Source organism: Paenibacillus sp. FSL R5-0810 (assembly GCF_038002285.1).
Lineage (GTDB): Bacteria > Bacillota > Bacilli > Paenibacillales > Paenibacillaceae > Paenibacillus_AQ > Paenibacillus_AQ lactis.
In genome coordinates this window covers 22861-46307 of the sequence record NZ_JBBOCF010000002.1, presented here as the reverse complement: position 1 = coordinate 46307, position 23447 = coordinate 22861, and the positions used below count along the sequence as shown (strand labels likewise).

At 49.5% G+C, this 23447-nt stretch carries 38 protein-coding genes; 3 read left to right on the top strand and 35 right to left on the bottom strand.

Annotated features, from left to right (window positions below; translation table 11 throughout):
* Nucleotides 1-7 precede the first annotated feature (7 nt).
* The 18 genes from MKX76_RS29630 to MKX76_RS29545 all read right to left on the bottom strand — a co-directional run bounded on the left by MKX76_RS29630 (nucleotide 8) and on the right by MKX76_RS29545 (nucleotide 10163).
* Nucleotides 8-418 (bottom strand): hypothetical protein, encoded by a 411-nt coding sequence (locus MKX76_RS29630; RefSeq protein WP_341035150.1) that lies wholly within the window; start codon nucleotides 416-418, stop codon nucleotides 8-10.
* Nucleotides 393-1742, bottom strand: a complete 1350-nt coding sequence (locus MKX76_RS29625; protein WP_341035149.1) for a replicative DNA helicase — start codon at nucleotides 1740-1742, stop codon at nucleotides 393-395. The genes MKX76_RS29630 and MKX76_RS29625 overlap by 26 nt, the downstream gene beginning before the upstream one ends.
* Complete coding sequence (locus MKX76_RS29620; RefSeq protein WP_341035148.1) at nucleotides 1739-2092, bottom strand: replicative helicase loader/inhibitor; 354 nt, start codon at nucleotides 2090-2092, stop codon at nucleotides 1739-1741. The genes MKX76_RS29625 and MKX76_RS29620 overlap by 4 nt, the downstream gene beginning before the upstream one ends.
* Nucleotides 2031-2834 (bottom strand): replication protein, encoded by an 804-nt coding sequence (locus MKX76_RS29615; RefSeq protein ID WP_341035147.1) that lies wholly within the window; start codon nucleotides 2832-2834, stop codon nucleotides 2031-2033. The genes MKX76_RS29620 and MKX76_RS29615 overlap by 62 nt, the downstream gene beginning before the upstream one ends.
* 20 nt (nucleotides 2835-2854) lie before the next feature.
* On the bottom strand, nucleotides 2855-3325 hold the full coding sequence (locus MKX76_RS29610; RefSeq protein ID WP_341035146.1) for a DUF1642 domain-containing protein: 471 nt from the start codon (nucleotides 3323-3325) through the stop codon (nucleotides 2855-2857).
* Nucleotides 3326-4081 carry an MBL fold metallo-hydrolase gene (locus MKX76_RS29605; RefSeq protein WP_341035145.1) on the bottom strand — a complete coding sequence of 252 codons (756 nt, stop codon included), beginning with the start codon at nucleotides 4079-4081 and terminating at the stop codon, nucleotides 3326-3328.
* Nucleotides 4078-4536 carry a hypothetical protein gene (locus MKX76_RS29600; RefSeq protein WP_341035144.1) on the bottom strand — a complete coding sequence of 153 codons (459 nt, stop codon included), beginning with the start codon at nucleotides 4534-4536 and terminating at the stop codon, nucleotides 4078-4080. Before MKX76_RS29600 ends, MKX76_RS29605 begins: the two co-directional genes overlap by 4 nt.
* Entirely contained in the window at nucleotides 4533-4748 is a 216-nt protein-coding gene (locus tag MKX76_RS29595; RefSeq protein WP_341035143.1) for a hypothetical protein, read from the bottom strand. The genes MKX76_RS29600 and MKX76_RS29595 overlap by 4 nt, the downstream gene beginning before the upstream one ends.
* A gap of 139 nt (nucleotides 4749-4887) precedes the next feature.
* Entirely contained in the window at nucleotides 4888-5796 is a 909-nt protein-coding gene (locus tag MKX76_RS29590) for a RecT family recombinase (protein WP_341035142.1), read from the bottom strand.
* A gap of 14 nt (nucleotides 5797-5810) precedes the next feature.
* Entirely contained in the window at nucleotides 5811-7361 is a 1551-nt protein-coding gene (locus MKX76_RS29585) for an AAA family ATPase (RefSeq protein WP_341035141.1), read from the bottom strand.
* The gene (locus MKX76_RS29580) at nucleotides 7358-7711 is read right to left on the bottom strand and encodes a type II toxin-antitoxin system PemK/MazF family toxin (protein WP_341035140.1); all 354 of its coding nucleotides are present in this window, start codon (nucleotides 7709-7711) and stop codon (nucleotides 7358-7360) included. Before MKX76_RS29580 ends, MKX76_RS29585 begins: the two co-directional genes overlap by 4 nt.
* Nucleotides 7712-7726: 15 nt before the next feature.
* Nucleotides 7727-8344, bottom strand: coding sequence for a hypothetical protein (locus MKX76_RS29575; RefSeq protein WP_341035139.1), 618 nt, complete (start codon nucleotides 8342-8344; stop codon nucleotides 7727-7729).
* Between the two features lie 56 nt (nucleotides 8345-8400).
* Nucleotides 8401-8613, bottom strand: a complete 213-nt coding sequence (locus tag MKX76_RS29570) for a hypothetical protein (protein ID WP_028403921.1) — start codon at nucleotides 8611-8613, stop codon at nucleotides 8401-8403.
* Nucleotides 8579-8752, bottom strand: a complete 174-nt coding sequence (locus tag MKX76_RS29565; RefSeq protein WP_341035138.1) for a hypothetical protein — start codon at nucleotides 8750-8752, stop codon at nucleotides 8579-8581. The genes MKX76_RS29570 and MKX76_RS29565 overlap by 35 nt, the downstream gene beginning before the upstream one ends.
* 1 nt (nucleotide 8753) lies before the next feature.
* Nucleotides 8754-8930, bottom strand: a complete 177-nt coding sequence (locus tag MKX76_RS29560; protein WP_341035137.1) for a hypothetical protein — start codon at nucleotides 8928-8930, stop codon at nucleotides 8754-8756.
* 13 nt (nucleotides 8931-8943) lie between these two features.
* A complete protein-coding gene (locus MKX76_RS29555) occupies nucleotides 8944-9561 on the bottom strand; it encodes a BRO-N domain-containing protein (protein ID WP_341035136.1) in 618 nt (205 codons plus the stop codon).
* 96 nt (nucleotides 9562-9657) lie between these two features.
* Entirely contained in the window at nucleotides 9658-9816 is a 159-nt protein-coding gene (locus tag MKX76_RS29550) for a hypothetical protein (RefSeq protein ID WP_341035135.1), read from the bottom strand.
* A 113-nt stretch (nucleotides 9817-9929) separates the two neighbouring features.
* Nucleotides 9930-10163: a helix-turn-helix transcriptional regulator gene (locus tag MKX76_RS29545; RefSeq protein WP_095266869.1), complete on the bottom strand. Its 234-nt coding sequence runs from the start codon at nucleotides 10161-10163 to the stop codon at nucleotides 9930-9932.
* Nucleotides 10164-10285: 122 nt separating this feature from the next.
* Here MKX76_RS29545 and MKX76_RS29540 point away from each other — a divergent pair, with 122 nt between their 5' ends.
* Nucleotides 10286-11203 carry a helix-turn-helix domain-containing protein gene (locus MKX76_RS29540; RefSeq protein WP_341035134.1) on the top strand — a complete coding sequence of 306 codons (918 nt, stop codon included), beginning with the start codon at nucleotides 10286-10288 and terminating at the stop codon, nucleotides 11201-11203.
* Nucleotides 11204-11623: 420 nt separating this feature from the next.
* Here MKX76_RS29540 and MKX76_RS29535 read toward each other — a convergent pair whose 3' ends face one another.
* The 6 genes from MKX76_RS29535 to MKX76_RS29510 form a co-directional block, all read right to left on the bottom strand.
* Nucleotides 11624-12229: a hypothetical protein gene (locus MKX76_RS29535; protein WP_341035133.1), complete on the bottom strand. Its 606-nt coding sequence runs from the start codon at nucleotides 12227-12229 to the stop codon at nucleotides 11624-11626.
* A 2-nt stretch (nucleotides 12230-12231) separates the two neighbouring features.
* Nucleotides 12232-13344 carry an FtsK/SpoIIIE domain-containing protein gene (locus MKX76_RS29530; protein WP_341035132.1) on the bottom strand — a complete coding sequence of 371 codons (1113 nt, stop codon included), beginning with the start codon at nucleotides 13342-13344 and terminating at the stop codon, nucleotides 12232-12234.
* Nucleotides 13345-13579: 235 nt separating this feature from the next.
* On the bottom strand, nucleotides 13580-13783 hold the full coding sequence (locus MKX76_RS29525; RefSeq protein WP_341035131.1) for a hypothetical protein: 204 nt from the start codon (nucleotides 13781-13783) through the stop codon (nucleotides 13580-13582).
* An 11-nt stretch (nucleotides 13784-13794) separates the two neighbouring features.
* A complete protein-coding gene (locus tag MKX76_RS29520) occupies nucleotides 13795-14007 on the bottom strand; it encodes a hypothetical protein (protein ID WP_341035130.1) in 213 nt (70 codons plus the stop codon).
* Nucleotides 14000-14797, bottom strand: a complete 798-nt coding sequence (locus MKX76_RS29515) for a ParM/StbA family protein (RefSeq protein WP_341035129.1) — start codon at nucleotides 14795-14797, stop codon at nucleotides 14000-14002. Before MKX76_RS29515 ends, MKX76_RS29520 begins: the two co-directional genes overlap by 8 nt.
* A 412-nt stretch (nucleotides 14798-15209) precedes the next feature.
* Nucleotides 15210-15764, bottom strand: a complete 555-nt coding sequence (locus tag MKX76_RS29510; RefSeq protein WP_341035128.1) for a hypothetical protein — start codon at nucleotides 15762-15764, stop codon at nucleotides 15210-15212.
* Nucleotides 15765-16288: 524 nt separating this feature from the next.
* Between MKX76_RS29510 and MKX76_RS29505 the strand changes: the two genes are divergently transcribed.
* Together MKX76_RS29505 and MKX76_RS29500 are read left to right on the top strand one after the other, a co-directional pair.
* Nucleotides 16289-16513 carry a hypothetical protein gene (locus tag MKX76_RS29505; protein WP_341035127.1) on the top strand — a complete coding sequence of 75 codons (225 nt, stop codon included), beginning with the start codon at nucleotides 16289-16291 and terminating at the stop codon, nucleotides 16511-16513.
* Between the two features lie 224 nt (nucleotides 16514-16737).
* Complete coding sequence (locus tag MKX76_RS29500; protein ID WP_341035126.1) at nucleotides 16738-17196, top strand: hypothetical protein; 459 nt, start codon at nucleotides 16738-16740, stop codon at nucleotides 17194-17196.
* Nucleotides 17197-17257: 61 nt separating this feature from the next.
* Here the strand turns inward: MKX76_RS29500 and MKX76_RS29495 are convergent, their stop codons facing one another.
* From MKX76_RS29495 to MKX76_RS29445, 11 genes are all read right to left on the bottom strand, one after another.
* Entirely contained in the window at nucleotides 17258-17944 is a 687-nt protein-coding gene (locus MKX76_RS29495) for an N-acetylmuramoyl-L-alanine amidase (protein ID WP_341035125.1), read from the bottom strand.
* Nucleotides 17937-18131 carry a holin gene (locus tag MKX76_RS29490; protein WP_341035124.1) on the bottom strand — a complete coding sequence of 65 codons (195 nt, stop codon included), beginning with the start codon at nucleotides 18129-18131 and terminating at the stop codon, nucleotides 17937-17939. The genes MKX76_RS29495 and MKX76_RS29490 overlap by 8 nt, the downstream gene beginning before the upstream one ends.
* 16 nt (nucleotides 18132-18147) lie before the next feature.
* A complete protein-coding gene (locus MKX76_RS29485) occupies nucleotides 18148-18438 on the bottom strand; it encodes a hypothetical protein (RefSeq protein WP_028403909.1) in 291 nt (96 codons plus the stop codon).
* 90 nt (nucleotides 18439-18528) lie between these two features.
* Nucleotides 18529-18660, bottom strand: coding sequence for a hypothetical protein (locus MKX76_RS29480; protein ID WP_341035123.1), 132 nt, complete (start codon nucleotides 18658-18660; stop codon nucleotides 18529-18531).
* A gap of 47 nt (nucleotides 18661-18707) precedes the next feature.
* On the bottom strand, nucleotides 18708-19139 hold the full coding sequence (locus MKX76_RS29475) for a hypothetical protein (RefSeq protein ID WP_341035122.1): 432 nt from the start codon (nucleotides 19137-19139) through the stop codon (nucleotides 18708-18710).
* Nucleotides 19140-19151: 12 nt separating this feature from the next.
* Entirely contained in the window at nucleotides 19152-20531 is a 1380-nt protein-coding gene (locus MKX76_RS29470) for a phage tail protein (protein WP_341035121.1), read from the bottom strand.
* A gap of 1 nt (nucleotide 20532) precedes the next feature.
* Nucleotides 20533-21099 carry a phage tail protein gene (locus tag MKX76_RS29465; protein ID WP_341035120.1) on the bottom strand — a complete coding sequence of 189 codons (567 nt, stop codon included), beginning with the start codon at nucleotides 21097-21099 and terminating at the stop codon, nucleotides 20533-20535.
* The gene (locus MKX76_RS29460; protein WP_341035119.1) at nucleotides 21092-22219 is read right to left on the bottom strand and encodes a baseplate assembly protein; all 1128 of its coding nucleotides are present in this window, start codon (nucleotides 22217-22219) and stop codon (nucleotides 21092-21094) included. Before MKX76_RS29460 ends, MKX76_RS29465 begins: the two co-directional genes overlap by 8 nt.
* Nucleotides 22216-22542, bottom strand: coding sequence for a GPW/gp25 family protein (locus tag MKX76_RS29455; protein ID WP_341035118.1), 327 nt, complete (start codon nucleotides 22540-22542; stop codon nucleotides 22216-22218). The genes MKX76_RS29460 and MKX76_RS29455 overlap by 4 nt, the downstream gene beginning before the upstream one ends.
* Nucleotides 22539-22946 carry a phage tail protein gene (locus MKX76_RS29450; protein ID WP_341035117.1) on the bottom strand — a complete coding sequence of 136 codons (408 nt, stop codon included), beginning with the start codon at nucleotides 22944-22946 and terminating at the stop codon, nucleotides 22539-22541. Before MKX76_RS29450 ends, MKX76_RS29455 begins: the two co-directional genes overlap by 4 nt.
* A complete protein-coding gene (locus tag MKX76_RS29445) occupies nucleotides 22943-23446 on the bottom strand; it encodes a phage baseplate assembly protein V (protein ID WP_341035116.1) in 504 nt (167 codons plus the stop codon). Before MKX76_RS29445 ends, MKX76_RS29450 begins: the two co-directional genes overlap by 4 nt.
* Between the last annotated feature and the right edge of the window lies 1 nt (nucleotide 23447).

The window sequence follows — 23447 nt, the reverse complement described above, 5'->3', positions numbered from 1 at the left end:
TCGCTTTCTAATCATCAAGCCAGTCCATCAGGCTCTTGTTTGGTGCCGGCTTTGCTGGCGGTGCGTTTTTGGGTTCCTTCCGTTCTTCTGCCGGTGGCTGAGTATCTGGCTCCTCCGGAACAGCCTTCTCCCCTGGCTGATTCTCCATTTGATCCGGCTCAGACTGTACGGGGACACTGAGCTCCTGCCACTTCCATCCGAGGCTCTCATATTGCTCACGGAGACCAGGGAACTTCCTCACCATCTGCCCCCGCCTGTAATACTGAATGAGCTCAGCCGTCCGGTCATAGATCGCTTGTTTCCGGTCTCGTTCCTCTGGACTCATGGAACTCAGTGGGTCATCCAGTTGCGCGGCCATCGTGACTAGCCCGCTGAGAGCCTTGTTATACTGCTCATCGTTTTGAATGAGTTTGCTCATGCTGCCTCACCTTCTCCGCCAGCTTTTCCTTATCTTCCTTGCTCAGGTTGATGAAGCGCCCTGTTTTTCGGTCGAAGACCATCTCCATCGTTGCCGTCCCGATCTTACGCCCCTTAGCTATGATCAATTCAATGATTCCTTTCCGGACTGTGTCCGGGTAATAGTAGTCGTCACGATAAAGAAACATGATGATGTCTGCGTCAAACTCGATATTTCCAGACTCCCGGAGATCGCTCATCATCGGGCGCTTATCCTGGCGCTCCTCGCATTTCCGTCCGACTGAACTGATGGCGATCACCGGCACATCAAATGTGCGGGCTATCTGCTTAAGCTGCTTGGAGACGTGGTTTACACGGTCAGCGTTCTGGGTGAATTTCTTCTCGGTCTCGATCAGCTGCAGGTAGTCGATGTAAATGATCAGATTCTTGTGCTTTTTCTTCATCGCCTTAACTTGCCGGCGGATGTATTCGATGGTCATCCCTGGAGTGTCATCAATGTAGATCGGCAGGTTGTCGAGGATCTCAAGCGCCTTGCTGTAGCTATGCCAATCATTTTCCGACAGACGTCCAGCACGGACTTTCTTGCTGTCGATCCCGCCAATCGTGCAAACATAGCGTTCGGCCACGTCTAGCCCCGGCATCTCGGCGGAAAATAACCCTACGGTATAACCGTGTTCTGCAGATGACCTTGAGTCGTTGACAATATAAGCTGTCTTTCCGATACTAGGCCTCGCCGCGACGATCATTACATCCTGTTTCTGATGCCCGCCTGACATTTCGTTAATGTCATCACTGGCCGATCTTGCCCCGGTCAGTCCGGCGCGGCTGCCGCGTGCCATAATCTCCTTGTGATGTCCGTCCAGAACGTCGGAGACTTTCCTCATGCCATCGACTAGCGTCTGGCCTTGAAGCTCTTCCAAGCGCTCGAGGCTTTCCCGGACCGAACTGAGATTCAGCTTTCCCCCGTTTAAAACTTCACGCATTATACGGGCTGCTCGATTCTCAATACTCGTTTCTCGGACGATCTTTTGATAGTGATCAAAATTTGAAGTTGATGGGACCGATCCCCGAAGCTGCATTAGGTAAGTCAGTCCGCCGATATTGGAAAGCTGTGCCCCCCACTGCTCTGCAAGCAATACAGGGTCAAAGGGGTCCTTTACCCCCGGTCTATTTGATAGATGTTCATGCGCCCAGCTCAACGCTTCAAATACCAGCCCGTTATTGCCTTGTGGGTCGAAGTCATCCGGCCGGAGGTAACAATCATCAAGCAGGTCCGGATTCTTAAGGATTGAGCCAAGCACGGCCTGTTCTGCCTCAAAACTCATTGCCTGCTCACCTTCTTCGCAAGCGTCTGCTCAAGCTTCACCCGTATATGCTCCGGCATCGGTACGGCCTTTTCGTTGTACTCGGCAAGTGCCAGGCGTTCGGCTTCTTCCTCTGCCCGCTGCAGCTCATAAAATGATTTTTCTTCTGAAGGAACCGGGTTCACAATCTCTGCGATAGTAGGAGCGAACTTGCTAGACCGGATATGATTAGCCAGCCTCATCTGTGCAGTCTTGTAGTCGAGATCCGCTAACATGGTGTGCCATAAGCGAACGCCAGCCTCTGTTACTTCAAAGAAGGGATAAGCGGTCTTGATCATTGCCAGGAAGTTTGCCGTCTCCGTCTGCTTCACGCGCTGCTCCCTCCTCGTAAAACTGATTAAGAATATCCATCTCTTCTTTGTTACGCTGCGCTTTTGGTTTAAAGGATGTCTTGCTTCTTTCAAGGTCCTTCTTGATCCAAACGCGAATTGTTTTATGGTGATCCTTTTTATGCTGGCTGGGCTTTTTATTGGTTTGCCATTCATCGAGAGCTTCGATGGTGTTATCGACTCGATGTTTTCCAAACTCAGCACATAATTTTTCGTATTGCTCAAGGGTCAGATATACGGTGTCATGGAACTTGAGTTTGTCCATATATATATCCTCTTTCTTTATAGTTTTCTTTCTTTCTTTCTTGGGGGGTGAATTGTCCCCCACTACTGGGGGTGAATTGTCCCCCACTCTGGGGGAGGATTGTCCCCCACTAGGTTTCTTAGGTAGTGGGGGTGATTTGACCACCACTAACCATTCATCAAAACGTTTATTGAATGCAATTTTCCGAGGTTGTATTCCATATGCCTCCTGAGTGATGACTAAGATCCGGCGGTCGATGAGATTGGCAAGTTCTCTCTTGACACCCTTCAAATCCCCCTCAATCGCTTCCCTGATGAAGCTGACTGACAAGGCGCAATCCTTACGATTAAACCCGTAGGTGTAGCGCCAGACCGTCAAGAGTATGGAATATTGCGTGCCGTTTAGCTTCCGCCGGGCTACCTCCTCCAAAATTGCATTGGCTATCCGGGTATAACCGTCTTCAAGTTGCGGTCCTGCCATTTCCCCTCACCCGTTCATATCTATTCATTCATCCGGAGTTCCCGTAACCTATTCGATAAGTGCGAGTTACCTAAAGCATCTGCCATCTCCTCCATCGCTTCCATCGGAAGAAATGCTTTTTGATTCTTGTAGTGCATAAACATTTCAATTACTCTGTCTTCAGGTGTTTTCTCAACTGTATAGCCGTTCACGAGGGCCTCCATTAACTTTCTTGCCCCATTAGACTTAATGCTGATGTACTTGTTCAATTCGGAAGACCACTGCCCGTCAGTTGGATCGTAGGAAACCTGGAAAATATCATGAGGCTCCCAACCAAGTTCACGAAATCCTTCAATTGCTTCGACCACTTTCCGCGGCAACTCCACCTTCTGCTTGTTCATCGCCTCGTCGAGCTGCCTCTTCAAGATTTTGTTTTGTTCCAATGCCGCCTCATTCAGTTCTTGAAGCTGTTTATACTCCTCGGCCGAATATACATTTTTGTAAGGTTTCATCTAAACCACCTCCAGGTGATAATGTTTCCCTGCTTCGAATCCGCGCTGCCGGAGTGCCATCTTCACGGTCATTTCAGCCAGCTGCGGAGTGTTATTCTCGCCTGATAAATGAGTCAGGTATATTCGCTCGCCGCAGCCTCGGATCAACCGTTTCAGGACCTCCGCCGTCTGCTGATTACTCAGGTGCCCGATGTCGGAGAGGATGCGGGCCTTTATGCTGTCGGGCCGGTTGCATATCTCGACCAGGTCGGGATCATGATTCGCCTCGATCAGCACGTAATGGCTGCCCTCCATCATTTCGAGCATTTCCTCCGTCCACTTCCCGGTGTCGAAGACCACGCAGCAGCGGCCGCCCTCGTCGTCCTCGATCGAGTATCCTACGGGCTCCCTAGCGTCGTGGAAGGTTTCAAAAGGATATACATGCACGCCGCCGAGCTCGATCATCTCGTATTTGCCCCACCGGGTTTCCGCTACTCGTCGCAGGTCCTCATCTACGCCTGAAATCTTGTGCCATTCGCCCTCCGTTGCCCATACCGGGATCTGGAATTTGTTCGCCAGCGGCAGCCCTTTGGTATGGTCATTGTGGGCATGGGTGATGAAAATCGCGGCGATGTGATCCGGCCGGATGCCGACTTCCAGCAGCCGCTTTTCGATCTTGGTCTTCGCCACGCCCGCGTCGATCAGGACGGTCTTGCCCCCGACGGTGACGGCCACGCAGTTCCCGGTGCTGCCGGAAGCGAGAATATCAACTTTCATGTTGACGCTCCCATCCGTTCCACTTCTTCCCGCCGATCGTTGTCAGAAAGCATCATTGCGTAATTTGCAATGTTCGCGCAGCGGCGACGGAATTCTGAGTGTGTGGAACAATACTTCAACTGGCGACCATTCTTGGCCATTTCTCTGATGAGATAATCCACTGATGAATTCTCCCATCCACCCTTGTGTTCATTTGCTCTAAGCTGCTCTTCCATGTCCATTGCAAACCTAGCCACAGCTTTTCTGGGTAACGGTGTCCGTACATTCACCTGCTGGACGAAGAAACCGACCGGCTCACCGAGTTCATACACTTTAATGCAATCACGATCTGCCCCGAACCGGAGAGCTATAAGCTTGGCCTCATCAGTGTAATAAGTCTCTAACCGCTGGTTATCTTCGAATGCTTTTGCAGCCTCTTCCACAAATGCTAGATGTTCCGGGGTGATACTTCTCATATCGCACGCTCCCTCTTTATTCGTTCCTGCCACTCCCGATCGTGCGGGCATCCCTTGGCCGGCTCTTCGTAATACCGGCGCCCAAGCACGAACGAGACGAATTTATCCGTGGCCTTTTCGTAATACATGCCGTTCAGGACTTCCCGGGCCGGAGTTGGAGGGTCAATATGGTCGAAAAGGTCGAGTTGTATGGGCTTGCTTTCGCTTGCCATTTCGTTTCCCCTCCAGTCCTTCGTAGCACCGGGGGCACACCCGCTTGTCGCGGATGTACTCCTCATTGCCCGGGTTAATCTCGCTGCCGCATACCTGGCAGTCCGGGCACCGCTCATAGACGATTACCTGCTCCATGGCTTATTCCGGGAGCGTGTCTTCTGCCTGCTCTGCTGCTTGAATTTGCATGTCCATAATTTTGAGGTATGCCTTCAGTTCTGCCTCCGTAGGCTCGTCACCCTTAACCTTGCAGTATTGCTGCATGTGCGCGCCCATAGCTTCCTTGTCCGTTAGCCCCAGTTTCTTGTAGTTAGCCTTGACCTGAGCTTTGAGTGCTTTCATACGCGTAGCAGCCTCGTCATCGCCCTGCTCGGTTTGCTGAGGTGCCGCTGTTTCCGGTCCTTCAGCTTCTGGGGTTACATCTTTTCGTTTGTATGAATCGACATTCTGAAGCGGTGGCTGTTCGATGTTCTCATCTCCAAATTCAAGACCATACTGTTTTTTCAGTGCTCTTTGTTCGGCATGTTTGCCGATCATATCCGGCTCCCATTTGTTCCAGTTGTCCTTGTTCTGTCCTGTGTACACATGACCGATATGCTCTTTGTCAACAAAAACGGTCACAGGGCGGTATCCATCTCTATAAGCAATTGAGTATGCTCCAACGATGGCTCCGCGAGGGAAAGTAACTTCATGTTCGATTACTTCCCATTCGTCTTCACCCTTCTCGTTTTTATATTTCCGTGCCTTAAAGGTGTCGTTGGCACAAACCGTCTGAGTGTCGGGTGGCTGAAAACCTTCTTTCTCCCTTGCCTTCGCGAGGTACGCCTCCGCAGCGAACTGGATCCGCGCCTGGTTCCCGTATTTGATAAAGAAGATTTCATTTTTGAAAGGATCGAGTCGATAGGATGCTGCCTTATGAGCGAAGAGCAAAAATTCAGGGTCTGTTGCAGTCGGACAAAGGGATGTACGGATTACCTCAAGGACTTCGATTGGAAATGCATCCTTGATCTCTGGAGTGAGAGTCATAACTTGCGTATTAGAATTTGCCATATGATAAGTGCCTCCTAAGCGTTAATGATTTTTAATGGTTGGTCTTCAACGACTTGGCAAGTGATCAGCTGACCTCGAGGAGCTTTATAACGAGTCACGCTCTCCTTGTTGTCGATAAAGCAAGGGGCGATCCATTCGCCTTGCTGGCTAATAACGTCCCGGACTTCCAGTCCTGCCCGGATGCTCTCCGACAGTGAGAACTGTGTCGGCGTCTTGCCTTTTCTTGTAATCACAAAGTCAGGTTTGATTTCGCCGTTCTTCTGCTGCTTGAACAGCTGTATTTTCAAATCGCTGAACATGCTCTGTACCTTGACCGCCTGCAGCTCCGCTAACTTGGCCTCATACGCTTTGATTGCATCTAGGATAAAGATGGAATCGTTCCGGCTTGCTAGCGTTGCCGCCTCGTCTGCCCGCGCCTTCTCCAGATCGGCTTGTAGGCTCTGGCGTCGGTTGTACCAGCCAATTGTCTCCGCAGTAGCGTCTCTACGTTGCTCCAGCGCTCGCATCTGCTCCCATAACTCCGACACGTCTATCAGTTCCACCGCGGCTAGGTCCGCCTCGAGTTCCTTGCGGCGAGCGACCAGCTTGTCGTGCTCTTCCCGCAGCGGCTTCTTCCGCTCTTCCTTACTCGCTTCTGCAGCCGCCTTCGCCGCCTCGTCAAACGGCCGCTTGCAGGTGGAGCATTCCTCTGCGATCTCTTCGCCGTGGACCTTCATGTATCGGGCCTTGGCTGCCGCAATCTGTTGCCGGACGTTTTCGAGTGTCCCTTCAATCACTGCCTGCTTCCGTTTAGGCTCATCGGCCAACTCGATCTTGGCATGGATGGCTTTAATCTGATTGATCAGGTCGGCATCTTCCGCCTTGATCGCCTCGATATCATCCGGTACGTCCGGCAAATTCCTGAACTGTTCTTCAAGTGTCTCCGTACGGCCCTGGGCCTTCTTATGTGCAGTGTCTTTGTCGTTTTTGTTCTTCTTATGGATCTCCTCAAGCTGTGGCAGCGTGTGCTTCTTTACCAACTCGGCCAGCTTCTCAGCCTGAGGATTCAGTTTGATGTCTTTTAATTTCTGGTCCGGGCTCGTCCGGCTCATCTCCGCAAACACTTCTTTTTGCGTCGGCGGCGTCGAGTATCGGAGCATTAGCTCGCGTTGCCTTTCCCAATGGAGTGAGAAGAAGTACAGTGGATTGTACAGCGCGAGGAATAGATCCTTATCAATCAGTGATTTGACGATCTCATCGAAGTCGCTCGCCTTACTTGGCACGTCATTGATGTAATAGGTTGCCTTCCCCTTCTCGATCCCGCGTCCGAATTTGAGCAGTTTGCCGTCAACCTCCAGCAGCGTTTCGGCCAGGACATGATCATATTTGTAATCCGTAGGGGTCGGGTCCAACTTGCCGCCAAAGGTGTCCGTGCCGTACAATGTCCATGTGGGGATTTCCAAAATACTGGATTTACCTACTTCGTTATCCCCCGTGATCTTGGTCAGGTCGCCAAACTTAACGCTTAGATCACGGTGGGCTTTAAAATTGTGGCCGCTGCATTCAATCAATTTGAAATGACTCATCTTTGCTTCTTTACCTCCTTCACTTCAGCCAACCCCAAACTTATGAGGATCTTCTGATCCACGCCGCTCATTTCCGACTTGCTGAGATACTCGCCTGTATGAAACTGGAGCCTGCTTTTGCAGATGGTTCGGATTTGTTCTAGCAGGACGACCGACGGCTTTTCCGTACTCCAGATCTTTTGATGTGTCGGCATATGTCGCTTGTGGTTATCCGTAATTGGTGCGACGATCGTTGTGGGCGAATGGAGATTACCGACATCGTTTTGAATAATCACGACTGGGCGTGTCCCATTCTGTTCGCTACCAAGACCTTCCCCTAAATCGGCTATCCAGACTTGACCTCTCTTCACAGCGATTCGCCTCCCCTAAACCTCCGACTTGTTTTGTTCAAGCAAATCAATTTCAGCTGCTTTTTCTTGCAAGCTCTTTAGCATTGAAGGGATGTTCAATCGGCTGATGATGTCGGCAGACAGCTGTTCTCTCAGATTCTTTTCAAGGGTGTTCAGCACTGTGTTTTCGGCTTTTTGTCTAGCTTCAGAGATAAGCGCAGACACCTTCTTTTCAAGTTCCTTGCCCAGAATGTCTTTGGCGAAATACTCGAAAATCGTGTACTTGGCATCACGTTCATAATCAACTCGTTTCCCATATTCATCGAAGGTTTTTCTCTTCAGGAAGTTATCGAATTGAACGCCAACATATTCGGAGATCGAATGGTATTCCACCTCTGAACCCCAGGTGCTTGTTTTAACCGGGATCTTCAGGTTCTGCAGCCTTTCTTGATACACGGTCACCAAAAATTCATCGCTAACTTTCTCAACTGCTTCTTGAATCTTGGATTCGATGGTAGCCTGCACTTGCTTCTCAACCTTATGGATCAATCGATCTTGCAGTCCGCGTACTACCTCGTCTCTGAGCGCATCCGATACGCTTCCGGACTCTGAATCCAACCAATCCAGCTCCAATTCAACCGTCAGCTTGTTCATTGCTCATGCTCCTTTTTAGGGCTCGAGGACCCGATTTTGGCAAAAAAATAATAGCCTTAGTCTTCAGCGACTTCTTGCCATTCCACGATTACCGGACAGTTTTCGATGCTGACGATGATTTTTTCATTCTCATCGACCACCCAAAACTCCGATATGTTCTCATCCCCAACCTGCTTGATCTCGATGACTTCCCGCCCATTCACTTCGGTACCGACTTCAAAGATTCTTGTCGGGTTACTGACTACCGTCAGCTTCTGAATCACTTGCATTGTCTTGTTCACCTCCTTCCAAGGAATCGACCAAGTTGTCCTCAACTTGTTGCTTGTACGCATCCAGTGCATCCTCTTCCAGCTGACCTGCAGATTTTTGTTCATCCCACAAAGGCCGGGAAAAGCGATCGAGGCACATTCTACATCGCCTCCTGCAGATACCTGCGGTCACCCCAGAGCTTCAGCAGCTCCTGCCGGCATCTTCGATATTCGGCGCGGGCGTCCAGCGCTTCCAAGTATCTGTGTTCATCCAGCATGCGTTGCTCGGTCTGAAGTGCTTGGAGCATTTTCTTGCGAAGATAATTCTGATCGTTCAATGTGTTTCTCCTTTCAATTCGCGTACTTGCTATAAATCGTGGTGGATATCGGTATATCCAGATCGAATTTCTCTTTCAAACCCATAAGGTTTACCGTGTCATCCAAGACCTCCTGACGGACCACCAACATATCTGGTGTCATTTGTTCCTTTTTGATCATCTTGGGATGACCGTATCTGCTGGAAACTGCCTTGTTTGCAATCGTGTTAGCTTTGATGAAGTCCACTCGCACCGGGTTTCTCAGGGAAACCTTTAGCTTCTGCATGGCCTCCTTCTGATGCTCCTTGTCCAACATGCGGAAGATTTGAAATCCTTCAAGGCCGGTTGACTTGCGGATGTCCTTCAGGACTTCCTTGACCCATTTTTTGAAGTCCTTTGCCTCATCACGTCTGCTATTAAAGACTGCTTCATAAATCCCCGATTCGGATATCATCCTCATTTTTTGCTTACCGCCAAGGGTGTCCATAATGTGGACATCCTTCTCATCCGGATCTAGTGTCCTAAGCATATGCGGAGTGTGTTTGTAACCCAATGCTATTGCAATATCAGCTGCCACAGCCCACCATTCACCAGGCACTTTTTCTACAAACCGGATCTCATGACCAAGCCAGTTTTCAACGCGGATGTTCATCGGACTCTCTCCTTTCTCTCATTTCAGCAGCCAGCAAGCGCCGACAGACAAACAGTAGATTGAGAAGCAGCCATGCAATCATGATCAAAATGATCTTCATTGAAGCACCTTTATTCCGGGGATATCCCGCTCGATCATGGCGATCTCCATTCGTACAAAGTCGATTCGATCAGGAGCGATGCAACCGCTGTTCAAGAAACTGTGGAGAGCATTGTAGTGATCGACTACTTCGACAGGAATTACGTTGATTGTCATAAAAACAAATTCACCTCAATTCCAAATTATTGAAGAACATTCGTTCTCTATTGCATCAATTAAATTAACGGTGTATAATCCATTTTGTCGGAAGTGAATTAAATACACGCTTTTTAATTAGCAAGATCCTGGAATAGATCGTCCACTGTTGTTTCAAAATACTTCGCTAGCTTAAAAGCGAATTTAATTTCGGGGTTATTTCTACCACTCTCGATACCACGAATAAAACTTTCGGTTACACCGAAATCTAAAGAAAGTGCACGTTGAGTCTTACCTTTTTGAATACGAAGCTCAGTAAATCTCGAACGTTTAACAACAGTTCGTGGTTCAGCTTTCCTACGCGCCAATTGAAAGAACCTCCTTTCAATTTATTTTTATATTTGTTGCGCGCATATTCTGCGCACAACAAATATAGCATGCGCATAATCTGCGCGTCAACACTTAAATTCTATTTTTTGGAGTGTGTTATATGTCTGCTAGTACCGAAGATAAAAAAATGATAGGACTAAGAATCCGGAATCTCCGCGAAAAAACTGGGATGACACAACAGGAACTGGCAGATCATATTGGCATAACTCGCCATAGTTTATCTAATTATGAAATAGGCCGGGCTGTTCCACAGAGTAGTGTTTTAAACAAACTAGCTGAGTACCTCCATACAACAACTGACTACATTCTTGGTAACGCTGAGGATCCTAGACATAGTAATGACATTCTCATTGATGAATTCAATTCCATACTTAAACTTTTATCAGAAGATGATAATTCTTTTAAAGCAGAGGTTTTTGCGGACGTAAAGAACACTCTTGATAAGAAATTCACTGTTGCAATTGAAGAAGATTTTACCTATACCCCCAGAGAAGTAAGGGCTATAATGCATGACGACTATAGTTTTTTCTTTAAAACTGAATTATATGGGGCGCTAATGGACATTGGAATTAAACATAAGATTGTCGAGGGTATCGGGTCGAATAACGTGCAGAATCAAGAACCGTATACAGTCGAAATGGTAAAGATTCCAGTGTACGGCGAAATTAGAGCTGGATATGGCTCACTTGCACAAGAGGATATCATCGGATATGAGGTAACCTCTCGCGATTCTGTTGGTGATGGTGAATATTTTTATCTAATCGTAAAAGGCGACAGTATGATCGACGAGGGAATTTATGAAGGTATGCGTGTCCTTGTCCGGAAGCAAAGCCACTGTGAACACGGGAAAATCGGTGTCGTTATTGTTGATGGTGAGGAAGGTACATTAAAGCGTGTTTATTATGAGGATGATAATGTCGTACTGCGGGCATCCAACAAGAGAATTCCACCACGCCCTTACCCGCTCGACGAGGTAATCATCCAAGGACAAGTAACGAAGGTGGAATTTGATGTATAACATATCAGTCATCTATGATTACAGTTATGATGGTATGTGGCCCGCTTGGATGGTTTTAAAGCCACGATGCGGGTGCTTTGACTGGAGCACTGAAACCATATACGTCCCCATTGAAGCCCCTTTCCAACGTCTCTCAAGGGATGAAATGAATGACGATTCCTTAGGAATATCAATTATACAGACCGATCTAGTGATGAGTGTCAAGAAGCCGAATCACTTTGGTATATATTTGCCACGTGTGAAGCTGCGGCTCAATAAACTAAGAGGAGAAAAACTGACTCCATTCTTTCGGATGTCAGACATCGAGCATTTAATCATACAGATGTGTGACATTGAAATTGTCATGGGTATGAACATATCAACACGATTTGCTTGGGATTATAGTAAGAATGATCGGTCCCAATTTAATGGGACCGATTTTTAATTTGATGATTTCACTCTCGAAATCATTCCATCGATGCTGTCCTGAAACACTCTGAATGGCCTTCCTCCTGTGCGGTAACTGCCGGCGCCTATGATCCAGATATAAGGGAACACCTTCTTGGCCGCCGGCTGCCACGCCTCTCGTTCCCATTCCCCGCTCAAATAATACTGTTCATATCGATTCATCTTCTCCTGCATGACCCTGTCTGAAAACTGGCTCCGCTGAATCTCGACAAACCACGGTGCCCCCTTCCAGATGCAAAACACATCCGGCTCCGGCAGCCCCTTCCCGCCGAGCTTAGGCTCCACATCGAACACCCGCGGCAGTTCCACCTTCCGGATCTGCTTGTAAAAGTCCACGATAGCCAGGAAGTGCCCGATCTTCGCGCTGTCCTTCTTGATGCCTGGTACAGGGAAATAGACGTACTTCCGGCGATCCGTGGCGCAGGTAATGACGTCATCCCGCCGCAGCCGCTTTAGGACCATGTTGGCCTGAGTGATTGGATTTTTGATGTTGGAGAAATGGAGCTCCGCGATGTCATCCCGGCTGAGGCAGCGGAAGCGTACCAGATCGGCCACGATAGCCTTATCCCGCGCGTTCACCCTCACAACACCCCTATCTCTATTGTTTCATCATCCTTCGGCATTTCCGGCTCATTCTGGGCCGTTGCTGGTTCCTCTGCCCGCTTGTAGGGCTCCAGGAGTGCCTTTGCCTTCGGTAGGTCCAGATAAGGGCCCTGGACGGTCGTCAGGCCGTCAAGCTTGAGCACCATTCGCCCCTTTTGGCTCTGCTGGATGTCCGCTGCCTCCCCGCTGCCTAGGGTGATCCGGCTGTTGATCTCATCTGAGTGACGGAAGGCCATCCGGACGGTCAGGTTATTCTTGAGTTTGCCGTCCAGGACGTCGCTATCTGGCCGCTGCATGGATAGGATCAAAAATACACCCAGCGCTCGCCCGATCGCGCTGATTTCCTCAATACCGTCCATGAGGTCTCGTTCCTTTTTGAGGAGAGCCACCTCATCGATCGCCAGCACGATATAGGGCGGCCGCTCCCTCGCCGGCAGATCGTCTAAATTCGCCAGGCCCTCTCGGTCCAGCAAGTCTCCCCTCCGCCGCATCTCCTTCCGGATCCGCAGAACGATCTTGTGCAGCTGAGGCGTATCAACAACAACCTCCCGCGCCACCCCCTTGAACAAATGGAACTCCGAACGCTTAAGGTCTGCACAGTACAATTCCAGTCTGTCCGCCGCTGTCCGGATTAGGGTCGTGAGGATAGACCGCAGCGCGACGGATTTCCCGCTGCCGGTTTCCCCTGCCACCAGTAAATGCGGGTGCTCCGTCATGTCATACACTTCATCCCCTGTCCGGCTCCGTCCGACATAGATAGGCAGTCTCAGCCCTTCCACGGCTCGCACTACGGCCTCCGGATCATAATCGAACCGCTGCACCCCCTGGCTGTAAATGTTCAAGGTGAATGTCTTGGAGGAGCCGGACAGCTCGATGTTATCTCCAAAGGTCTGCTCGAATAGCCAATCCCGTTTCCGGACCTCTTTCGGGTCCAGTCCATTCGGCAGGACAAAGACCACCTGCACACAATCGTGATAAACTGTGACGCGGCTCACCTGGGGATACGCGCGGACCTCCTTCCCCTGCCGACCCTTTCGCTTCAGGCAGATTTCTCCGGCTACAAACAGCCGCCTCATCTTGGTCCGATACATTGAGTCTGCCGTCGTCCTGTATACCGTCCACGCGCCGCCCAGACAGCCACAGGCTGCAGCTAACTTAATAATTGCTATCCCACCAACTCCGCTCATTATCATTCGCTTCGCCCCTTTTCGCTCACGCTCAAAACAATTTCACTTTTCCGCGATCTATCAACCTTTTTGCTCGTACTACATTTGCAATACTACTGCTGTACCTACTAACGTATCTGCAAATGTAGCTGCCAAAGCATCAAACATGCACTCCGAAGGTATGGGCAACCTGCCGCAAGCAATCCCACCAGACCTCAAATGATACGTAGGCGCAAGCGACGTATCCGGCAATCTTGACGAATATTACCTTGCTGCCATGACCCATGTTTTCCAGCACGTTTGTGCTGAAATGAGATACAACCCCGATCCCGAGGATTTTAAAAATAGCCGCCAGCTCAAGCATGTTATCCCTCCTCAAATAAACCCCTCAACGACAAAATCATTCCCCAGATCCGGAGCCGGCGCAGCCAGCCGGCCGCCTCCGTGCCCGCCGTCTACATCCCGCTGAATCAGCCGTTTGAGATAACCGGACTTATTGGGCCGCTCCTGGACGTGATTGTAGAGCTGCAGCTGGTCGGGATCCAGAACGTTAAACGCCACCTGTATTATCCGGATCTCTTTAGCCATAGACCCTCCTCGCGATCAAGAAGAACGCTTTTACGTTGGCATACTGCGGATCACCTTCGATCAACTGGATACCAGGGAAATAAGCCCGTAGGGCTTCCAAGACGGCCCCAGCGCCGCCCCCGCAAAGGTAAACCCTATCATTAGCCTTCCAACCCCCGGCAAGCGCCCTGAGAGCGATCTGGCGGGAGAAGTCTGCAGGCTTAACGGATCGCAGCGTCTCCATCCCGGTCCCGAGCGTAAAGCTCCCGCGATCATTAAACCGGCGATCGATCAGCGTGCCGAAATTGACCGTGCCGCTGCCGATATCGATCACCCGGATCACTCCGCCCCCTGGAACCAGGAGGCCCGCCGTTACCCCCTCCGCCGCCACCTCGCAGCGCCGGATAACGATGATTTTTCGCTGTCCGTTGACGACCAGCTCATGCCGGCCGCAAAGCATCTCCTTGATAACCGCCTTCTCCTCCGCCTGGTGCGTGCTGATCGGCTGGCCGACTATGATTCGATGCTCTATTCCCTCGCCAAACTGGTGTAGCGCCAGCAGGATCCGCAGTCGGGCATCCGGATGCGCTTTGCTCTCTCCCTTCCGGCTTTCCGCGCACTCACTCTCATGGAGAGCAAGCGTGCCGGCGAATCCCCGCTGGCCGTCATACTCAAACTCGAAATCATAATCCCCGTGCTGCTGCCGGAGATTGCGTTCCCGATACTCCCCGATCAGGGAGGGGAACGCCCTCAGCTGCCGGCCGTCATAAAACTTAGTCATGTAATTACCTGCATCAATTGCCGATATCATCCGCATCCCACCTTGTTGAACTGGTTACGGAACCGGACTGGCGCCTGAGCCCGTTGTGCCGTATCTGGTTACATATCTATGCCCGACGGCTTGCCTATGTTTCATAGTTACATGAATAAAATTTTCATAGATTGTCCATCCTCTGAAGTAGAAGGGGTGTGGGGAAATGTACGGATTAGGTAAAAAGAGAACACGGTTCGGGAAATTCCTGGATAGGAATAACATCACTCAGGGATGGTTAGTGGCTCACGCCAAACTAAATCGAAATACGTTGACTCAGCTTTGTGGGGACGATCAATACGAACCGCGTGCAGAAACAGTACAGAAGATCATATCCACGTTACGAAAGCATGGATACGACGTACGCGCACATGATTTTTGGACATAAAAAAAGACCCCACATTTTGTGGGGTTAGTTCATATACATCGCCATTCGTTGGTCTAGCAACATTATTCTTTCCGCGTAACCATTGTCATCAAAAACAACTGATACCAGATATACATTTTCCATATCTTCGATGTTTTCTTTCGTCTTTGAGTCTTGAGTCAGAAACGATCCTTCCTTAGTGTCGTAAGCAAAGTCTATGCTTTTATCAGCTTCGAGGAGTACATTCTCCTCACCATAGGCTTTCTTGATATCCTCCTTGAGCATACCGATCTTGATCTTCGGTGATTGATATGCATCTGCTGCCTCTTTCTCCAAGGAAATCCCGGCCACCTTGTCTTCACGATACATAATTCTTACACCAGACTCATATGAGAAAAAGTTCAGAGTGGATTTTTCGCCTGTCCCTAGAACCTTTTCTACATCGGATCGATTCATCCCATACTCTACTTTTGACTTCTCTTGTCCAACGCGCTCGATTGAAAGGTCTTTCTTAGTCAGCCCCGTCCCTTGCCCTTTTTCATTGCATCCAGCCAACATAATTAATAAAACGACAAATAATAAAACACTTCTTAGTTTCAATATCTCAACTCCCCCTTTTCCTCCTAAATACTAACAAATGTATCATCTATGTGCTACGATTTATTCCTCATTTTGGTTTCTAAAAGAAAAGAAGAAGCCTGCCATGGCATATCGCCGGCAGGCTTTATCTTTTAATACTTTGTCCAGTATTCTACATTGTTCTGCCTTGGTGGAGACTTTTCGAGAACTTCTGTCCGAATGATTTGAATTCCATCTGTTGTGGATTTATCCGGCCAAACTATGTAACCCTCAGCCTCGAGGTATTCTAGTCCTCTTATAATATCAGGCCGCCTCCGACCGGTCATAACCTCTAATCGTTTAAAGTCAGGCATTCGGCTTGCATGGACTGGACTCGGGTAATTGATCAAAATCCGAAGTAATTTACGCTCAGGATCTGGCAGCATAATATCCATCCTCCAACAGAACATTTGTTTGCATTATACCCGAACGATCGTTCTGATTTCAATGTATGAAGAAGGGAAATATCTCAGCTTGTTGAATATACAAGGTGGTTAAAAGGGGGAATGTTAACAGTGTGGGAGAAGGAGGTAAGGGCGGCGGTACGTTCAAAGGGACCTGTTATGATCCGCTTAATGAATGGCGAAATGTTACAAGGCATCCCAGAGTCCTGTACAAAAAGCCTGGTGAAATTAAGACGTCCTGATAGCGTCATTTGGATACCTGTCGAGGATATTATGCGAGCAAATCGGCTGCTCAAGATAAACAAAAAAGACCCTGCCAGCGAATAGCCAGCAGGGTCTTCCAAATTTCCAAGAGAGATTTGATATTATTTGTTTCAATAGTTAATTGAAAACTACATAATTTGGCACAATTCGATTGTATTCCACCTAAAGAATTCGCTTTTGTGTAGATATTTAGTTTCATTTATACGCAAATCATTTACAATATAAGGTTTTTTATGGTAGGTTTTAGGTGGTTGGCCAACCTATCATAGTAATGGGAGGTAGTTTATTTGAAAAAATTCGCTATTGCAACCTTACTCACTGCATTTTTAATAGTCGTTGGAGCTTCATCTGTTTCAGCACAGTACGGATGGGGAGACACCATAAATGATGCTATGGAAATATATTCCCCCGGAGGTGGAGATAGTTCAGCCTCTTTTCCAATTGAAGGTACCGATGATTATGATTTCTTCTTAATTAATAATATTTATGGTAGTGAAGATTTGAGAGGGGCTGTAGCGCTTTACTCTCCATCAGGGTTAAACTATGACATGCAATTTATTACAGTTGACTCGAATGGGCAAATCATTAGTGTAACTAATGGATATGATACAGGCGCTGGGAGTACTGATGCTAATGGCATCTATGTACCGTCTGGTCAGAGCCTCTATGTCAAAGTTTATTCTCATGGAGCGTACGATTATAGTCCCGATCAATTCTACAGATTAGCTTTTACTAAGTTCAATTAAGTTAGTGCAACTCCCCTACGTGATTTACTGGTAGGGGAGTTTGTCTTTTTATCGGTATATTTTACTTATAGATCGTAGCTGTCTTGGTATTGTTGTCCCAGGACACTTGGTCACCCCGGGCCTCTGCAACAGCTCGCAACGGCACATACACCGTACCATCGATTAGTTTTCCGTCTTTGATCTGTTTTCCATAGGCTTTTACGGTTACTTTGTCACTCACGGAAGCAACGCCCTCCTTCTTTAATTCGTTCAACCGGCCTTGTACAGCGGCCTTAAACGCATACCACTTGGACCAAGTGCCTCCATCATACATAAGGCGTGGGCATATCTTACCAGACCAATCCCAGTGTCGGCGAAGTCGATCCACTCCCCACCCTCGCTCCATTAACATCTGAGCAACTAACATTACTGCATTATCGATTGTCTTGGTGTAATTTCCACTCTCGCAGATTTCAATGCCGATCGATGTCCGGTTACCACTAGTGCTACCGCTACCATCGCCAGCATGCCAGGCATTTTCGTTTAGTGGTATGCATTCGATTGCCTCGCGTTCGTCGATTACGATGTGATACGACGCCTGCACCTTGTTGGACGGGTTCGTTAGCCAGGCGCGTTCGTTTGCTGCAGAACTCTTCTCGTTCGCGGTATTATGGATTGTAATGGTTGTCGGCTTCATTGCGAAGCCAGGACGGCGGTTGCAAGCCGTCCCTTTAGGTATGTGATCTTTTCGGTACGTGAAGTTACTCATCGCTTACCTCCGGCAATCCTGCCAAGCTCGTCAAAAAGCTGGTGATGGTGGCCAGTAAAACCGTACCACCTACCACATACCAATCGACCTCGTTAAATACCGTAGTAGCACCGATTACACCGATTGCCGTCTGAGCTGCTGTCTTAATTGCCCGGATACCTGCCGCTTTAATCCATTTATTTTTCATTTACAATCATCCTCTCTTATTTTTCTTCAAGTCGGTCCAGTCGTTTGTGCGCTTGTTTCGCCGATTCCTCGACTCTCGTGATTCGCTCGGATAAGCCGTCCATACGCTGACCCTGCATTCGGAGATCGACCCGAATATCATCAATTCCTCGCTTGATGTAGGACACATCGGTCTGAAGCGACGCATCCGCTGTCGCCTCCTGAGCAACCTCATCCTTGAATGCCTTGGTTCTACCAATCCAACCAAGAAGCATGCCGCTAATGGCACAAATTGCCCCGATGAGTGTAATCATCACATTGAAGTCCACCCTTCTTCCCCCTGTCTCTCTTCGGATAAAAAAAGCCCATGGACCACTCCAAGGGCATAAAAAATACGCCTTTCGGCGCTGCTTCTGAAACTATTCTTCGATCAGGAATTCCAGTCCGCTCTCAACCAGGATGTCACGAACGCCTGGCTGCAATGTGGATGGTACTTCGTTGTACTTGGTTTTACCCAGGATCACACGTTGAGCAAAAAACATCGCCATCATGTCGCCTCCACCTCCTTTCCAGAGTATCCAGTAAAGGAACCGGCGAATCACTGGTAAACCTGCTGAGCCATCTCGGCGATGACATCCTCGATAAATTCCGTTCTTTCAGTCAATGCATTGTTTTGTGCTTTAAGCAAGGTGTTTTCCTGCTTCAGCATAGCCACTTGTTCCGTGAGTGGCGGCTGTGGTGTTGGCGGAACTTCTGGATTGTTAGGATCCGGGTAGGTGAATAGTATCTTCTTTGTTTCTGGGTCTACCTGAAAAGAAGAGGCGAGCATAAAGTCTTCCTGATGCTCGCCGTATTCCAATTGAATCACGCCATACGTTGCAGGGTCTCTATCCCGCAATAGTGGGTAGTTTTGGATAGTATCCTCTACTGTGCGAACAGGAAACTCATCAGGGTATTGTTGGGCGGGTATGTGCGTTATGACGCGCCCGGTGTCGGCTTCGTAGAAGATCATCACACCAATTTGAATCATAGTCTTATCCTCCTAATTAAGTGCAAGTATTTCATAATGATTACCTATAGGTTTACCTGTACTTCCGTCCGTAGCAAACCCTCCAACTAATCGCACGCAATCAGGTCTATACGGGTTGCCTAATCCAAAAATTCCACTACCGCCATCACCGTACCACCTTAAATCACGATCACTACGGTAAAGCCATGGGTTAGGTCCCGGAGTTGTTTGTGGTACCATCCCTATATAGACAGGAGCCCCTTCGGGTTGGCCTTGGTAGTCCCGCCACACCCGAACAATGCCAGGGACGAAACCTTGAGGTATCGGGATGTTTAAACTGTAGCTGTCGTTTACATCAACCACACCATAACCCTTAATGACGGGTCTCCCTTCGACCAGCGTTCCAATAATTCCACCTACATTAACACCATTGCGTATATTTGAAGCAATAAGATTGGCAAACACAGCCCTGATAACACCTAATCCGTTGTGATAACCCTGAGGGATAGTGTATGATCCGTTTTGTGTCGTTATTGTCTGTGAGACTGCACCACGGTTAGGCATGCTACCGTTAAAAGGACCGCTTGCATTAGAGGCGCTTTTCCCGGCCAATAGATCGGCTGCCGTTGCATTTCCTGTTGCTCGGATAATGGCTGCTATCTTTGGGATGAGCTGCGCCCATGTTTCGGATGTGGATGCCGTTACACCTATGGAGTTGAGCGCGGCAACCACATTCGCTTTCTGCTCAACTCCAAGCTGCTTTGCCGCAAGCGCCTCGTCATATGCAGACTTTACGGCCTTCGGCGTTGCTGCCAGAGATTCGGATATGCTATTAAGAGCGCTAGAGAGCTGCGTGATGCCCTTTTGCGTTAGGGATGCATCCGGCACCTTCACCCCTGCCACTGCCGTATCCGTGTACTGTTTCGCTTCTTCTAGGGCTGTCTCCACATCGTCCGGTGTTGCAAAAATCAAGGAACTATTAATCACAGCCGATACATTTTGAGCTTGGCCGAAAATGACGATCATATCGATCGTTTTTTCGATGATGTCCTCTGATCCTGCTGGAGGGATATACTCGGCGCCGCTCCCTGCATTCCCGTAGGCATATAGGATTTCTCCTTCGTCCGGATCTTGAGCAAATATGCCGAGCTCCCGGAAGAAAAATCCCGTCGTTACGTCTTGGTTGGATAATACCGCCCCTACTATCGCCTGGGCCGGAAGCTGCGGCTTCAGCCTGGTGATCGGGAGAGACATCGTTTCATGGATCAATTTATTTAATGAGGGGATGGACTGGCCGCCGAGCTGCCCGTCTCCCACCCCCATCCTCGTAAATTTAAGCTGTGCGCCTGCCTCAGCCTTGGCCTGCAAGTTCCGGCCTTTATTTGTTTGAATCAAACCGCCAAAAGCGCCCATTTTACACCATCCTCACTGTCATTTTCTCGCCCATCCGAAGGACTCCCGCAAAATAGAGATTCATCGGTTCAGACTGCGATAGGATCACACGCTCCAGATGAGCGCTTAGCCGCGTCACGGATTCCACGGCCCGATAAAACTCCTGAGCTCGCTCCTGAGTCACTTCCGGATTATTGGTGATGACCTGGAAATATCCAGGATCTCCGCCATACTCGAACCATTCTTCGACCTTCCCCTCGCCGAAAAGGATCGTGATTAAATCCTCGATCGCCGCGGGCGTCCCTTTGATCTGGTGAAACTCCTTAGCATTCAGAAGCAGTTGAATCTTTTGCTCCAACGGGAGTGTCGTATCCCAGAAATCAACATGATCCTGCCAAGCTCGTTCGTCGGCTTCGGCATCCGTAATCTTCCCCTCCAGAAGTCGCCGATAAAAGGAAAGGTCTTTGACCCGTTGAGTAAGCTCCCTCATGCGGCCATCCAAAGCAAGGACCGCTGCCGATACAGTAGGGTCCGCCTGTGCATTCGGAGGCAGCAGGTCATAGATGCTGATCTGCTCGATATCAATCATTAGCAAGCCCTCCAAACGTGACATTAATATTCGCATCCTGAGCCACCTGCAGGTCAGTTATCGGCGTATAGACCGGGCTGACTACCTCGACCCGGAGCGCACCGGCATTCATGATCTTACTGATCAACTCAGAAGGATTGATATGACGTCCAAGCTTGGATTTTTGCCACAAGGCATAGGACTCCACCGCTTTAATTACAGCAGCCTGTATGACGGCCGATTCCGCCGCACGTTCCCGATTGATGTAATAGGTGAGCACGATGTCATACGGGACCACTCCGGGAGCTTGGACCGTCACCTTGTCCGTAAGAGGCCGGATTTTTCGACTGTTTACCTTCTCAGTGACAGCATCGAGGATTTCTTGTGTTGGGATTATCCCGCCTTCCAAGAGTGGCAATATCGTTACTTCTCCAGGCTTCTCAGTTATGGCTGCCACGTCCACGATGGCGGCGCTAGCCGTCTTTGCCCAATAGATATATCCTTGCTCCGGCCCGGCCGTGGAAAACGATTCTGGGGCCATCCTGATGCGCTCCCGGTATGAATCGTCATCCTCGGTGTCTGCGCCTCCCGCGGTTGTCGTCAGGTTTGTCACAGACGCCACAAACGGTAACGGGTCGATGAGCGTCGTCAGCTGCCCCGGCAGGAATCCGTTGCCGATGACGCCCGGCGTCAAGCACTCAATCAGGACGTCTACTGTCGTGTTCCCGGCCGGGATGGTTACTGCCTCCCGTGTAGCAAACATAATCGTACCCTCCGCCCCATCCGGTGCGATCCGGGTGCCTGCTGGGATGATCTGTGGCGTAACCAGAGGGATTGAAAGGGTAAAACGCTCGGTGGTCACTGCTGGCTCCGCCTGCAGCCGGGGGGTGTTTGGCTCTCCAAGGTAATCAAGGATCACGCCCCGGGCATACCGCAGTAGCTCGCCCTTGGCAACCTGATTGATCAAGACGCGCTGCTGCACGAACAGCTGGGCGAACGCACGCATAACGAGCATTTCCGGATCCGAGCGGTTTAAGGTCCGTCCGGTAATCCCCTGAAAGACGGTCACTAGCTCCAAGAACACCGTGTCCACGTCCTGCTCGACAAACTGAATATCTGGTAACTCTACGAGCGCCATCATTGCACCTGCCTTTCTACAAACCGGATAACGGCGTGATATCTCCCTTGCTCTGCTTCTTTCTCGCTTTGGTCAAATTCGATATCGATCACTTCCGCCCTTGGCTCAAATTCCGTAATGGCAGCCGTAAGCTCATTTACCAGTAGGGCCTGAGCTATGACATCCGGTTGATCCACAACATCCGGAGATATACCAAAGGCACGATCCAATGGGACCGTGCCTGTAAATGTGCTTGCTATGACCTGTATATTTTGCTTGATCGATTCGATGCCGGTAAGCCCAAACCTCATGGGCACCGGTGGCGTTCCATTCACTTCATGAATCATACGTATTCCTCCAATGTAACGGACAGGCCGGCTTTGAGGAGATTGCCTTCCCGATCGATGTCTTCCCACGATTGAGTCAGGTTCGTGATCTTCCATTTCCCCTGTCCTAAGGGTTTCCCGCCGATCTGGAGCAGCAGGACTTTACCTTCCCGCTGATAGTCCAGCAGCTTCTCTGCCTCTTTTCGGGGATTCATACCAAGCCGCGCATCGAACTGCATCGTGAACGAAATCGTATCAAGCCCCGGGCCCATGAACTGGCTGCGGGGCTTTTGCAGATGGATCTCATTGGTCCCCCATCTAGCCGAGGAATCACGCTGGAAATCCCGGAATGTCCTTACCTTGATTGGAGTCCGGAACGAGGAAATGAATACCACGTCTCCCAGAGCTCCAAGACCAATCTTCATATGCCTTCACCGCCTCGCGTTATACCTCCATCAACAACTAGGTTTCCGGCAATCTTAACACTGCCGCCGTGTGCTACGTCACCGTCAACGGTCAATTTGCCCGAAATTGTTACATCGCCATCCAACATCACACCACCGGCAGGCTTGACGATCAATCTTTTAGTGGATCGGTCATAATAGGCATAGGAACCATCCTCAAACCATACCCCTCGTTGATCTGGAGTGCCTGGCGGATCCTCATCATCATCGATCGCACCGAGGCATATTCCGTCCGAAATGCCATTTGCTAAAAATAAGCAGGCTACCTCTTGGCCTGGCTCAGGTATATCGTTGCTTCGCGCCCATCCGCCGCCGCGAGTAAGCACGGGAAGATCGCCGGAGACCATATCCTCTCGGTCTTCAAAAACGGCCGTTATGGTCCCCGTAGCAGGGTCTGAGGTTGAACAAACTCCTATGCGAAATATATTCCGAAATTCACTCGAAAATTTCCTCACTCCCATG

Excerpts from the sequence above, each read along its gene's own strand:
- MKX76_RS29490 (WP_341035124.1), bottom strand. The coding sequence starts at position 18,131 with ATGAAAAATAAATGGATTAAAGCGGCAGGTATCCGGGCAATTAAGACA.
- MKX76_RS29610 (WP_341035146.1), bottom strand. The coding sequence starts at position 3,325 with ATGAAACCTTACAAAAATGTATATTCGGCCGAGGAGTATAAACAGCTT.
- MKX76_RS29600 (WP_341035144.1), bottom strand. The coding sequence starts at position 4,536 with ATGAGAAGTATCACCCCGGAACATCTAGCATTTGTGGAAGAGGCTGCA.
- MKX76_RS29630 (WP_341035150.1), bottom strand. The coding sequence starts at position 418 with ATGAGCAAACTCATTCAAAACGATGAGCAGTATAACAAGGCTCTCAGC.
- MKX76_RS29605 (WP_341035145.1), bottom strand. The coding sequence starts at position 4,081 with ATGAAAGTTGATATTCTCGCTTCCGGCAGCACCGGGAACTGCGTGGCC.
- MKX76_RS29455 (WP_341035118.1), bottom strand. The coding sequence starts at position 22,542 with ATGATTCATGAAGTGAATGGAACGCCACCGGTGCCCATGAGGTTTGGG.
- MKX76_RS29540 (WP_341035134.1), top strand. The coding sequence starts at position 10,286 with ATGTCTGCTAGTACCGAAGATAAAAAAATGATAGGACTAAGAATCCGG.
- MKX76_RS29585 (WP_341035141.1), bottom strand. The coding sequence starts at position 7,361 with ATGAGTCATTTCAAATTGATTGAATGCAGCGGCCACAATTTTAAAGCC.
- MKX76_RS29460 (WP_341035119.1), bottom strand. The coding sequence starts at position 22,219 with ATGATGGCGCTCGTAGAGTTACCAGATATTCAGTTTGTCGAGCAGGAC.
- MKX76_RS29480 (WP_341035123.1), bottom strand. The coding sequence starts at position 18,660 with ATGATGGCGATGTTTTTTGCTCAACGTGTGATCCTGGGTAAAACCAAG.
- MKX76_RS29625 (WP_341035149.1), bottom strand. The coding sequence starts at position 1,742 with ATGAGTTTTGAGGCAGAACAGGCCGTGCTTGGCTCAATCCTTAAGAAT.
- MKX76_RS29445 (WP_341035116.1), bottom strand. The coding sequence starts at position 23,446 with ATGGGAGTGAGGAAATTTTCGAGTGAATTTCGGAATATATTTCGCATA.
- MKX76_RS29450 (WP_341035117.1), bottom strand. The coding sequence starts at position 22,946 with ATGAAGATTGGTCTTGGAGCTCTGGGAGACGTGGTATTCATTTCCTCG.
- MKX76_RS29555 (WP_341035136.1), bottom strand. The coding sequence starts at position 9,561 with ATGAACATCCGCGTTGAAAACTGGCTTGGTCATGAGATCCGGTTTGTA.
- MKX76_RS29575 (WP_341035139.1), bottom strand. The coding sequence starts at position 8,344 with ATGAACAAGCTGACGGTTGAATTGGAGCTGGATTGGTTGGATTCAGAG.
- MKX76_RS29615 (WP_341035147.1), bottom strand. The coding sequence starts at position 2,834 with ATGGCAGGACCGCAACTTGAAGACGGTTATACCCGGATAGCCAATGCA.
- MKX76_RS29505 (WP_341035127.1), top strand. The coding sequence starts at position 16,289 with ATGTTAACAGTGTGGGAGAAGGAGGTAAGGGCGGCGGTACGTTCAAAG.
- MKX76_RS29520 (WP_341035130.1), bottom strand. The coding sequence starts at position 14,007 with ATGGCTAAAGAGATCCGGATAATACAGGTGGCGTTTAACGTTCTGGAT.
- MKX76_RS29495 (WP_341035125.1), bottom strand. The coding sequence starts at position 17,944 with ATGAGTAACTTCACGTACCGAAAAGATCACATACCTAAAGGGACGGCT.
- MKX76_RS29465 (WP_341035120.1), bottom strand. The coding sequence starts at position 21,099 with ATGATTGATATCGAGCAGATCAGCATCTATGACCTGCTGCCTCCGAAT.
- MKX76_RS29470 (WP_341035121.1), bottom strand. The coding sequence starts at position 20,531 with ATGGGCGCTTTTGGCGGTTTGATTCAAACAAATAAAGGCCGGAACTTG.
- MKX76_RS29570 (WP_028403921.1), bottom strand. The coding sequence starts at position 8,613 with ATGCAAGTGATTCAGAAGCTGACGGTAGTCAGTAACCCGACAAGAATC.
- MKX76_RS29595 (WP_341035143.1), bottom strand. The coding sequence starts at position 4,748 with ATGGCAAGCGAAAGCAAGCCCATACAACTCGACCTTTTCGACCATATT.
- MKX76_RS29475 (WP_341035122.1), bottom strand. The coding sequence starts at position 19,139 with ATGATTCAAATTGGTGTGATGATCTTCTACGAAGCCGACACCGGGCGC.
- MKX76_RS29550 (WP_341035135.1), bottom strand. The coding sequence starts at position 9,816 with ATGACAATCAACGTAATTCCTGTCGAAGTAGTCGATCACTACAATGCT.
- MKX76_RS29565 (WP_341035138.1), bottom strand. The coding sequence starts at position 8,752 with ATGTGCCTCGATCGCTTTTCCCGGCCTTTGTGGGATGAACAAAAATCT.
- MKX76_RS29515 (WP_341035129.1), bottom strand. The coding sequence starts at position 14,797 with ATGATATCGGCAATTGATGCAGGTAATTACATGACTAAGTTTTATGAC.
- MKX76_RS29590 (WP_341035142.1), bottom strand. The coding sequence starts at position 5,796 with ATGGCAAATTCTAATACGCAAGTTATGACTCTCACTCCAGAGATCAAG.
- MKX76_RS29525 (WP_341035131.1), bottom strand. The coding sequence starts at position 13,783 with ATGCTTGAGCTGGCGGCTATTTTTAAAATCCTCGGGATCGGGGTTGTA.
- MKX76_RS29530 (WP_341035132.1), bottom strand. The coding sequence starts at position 13,344 with ATGTATCGGACCAAGATGAGGCGGCTGTTTGTAGCCGGAGAAATCTGC.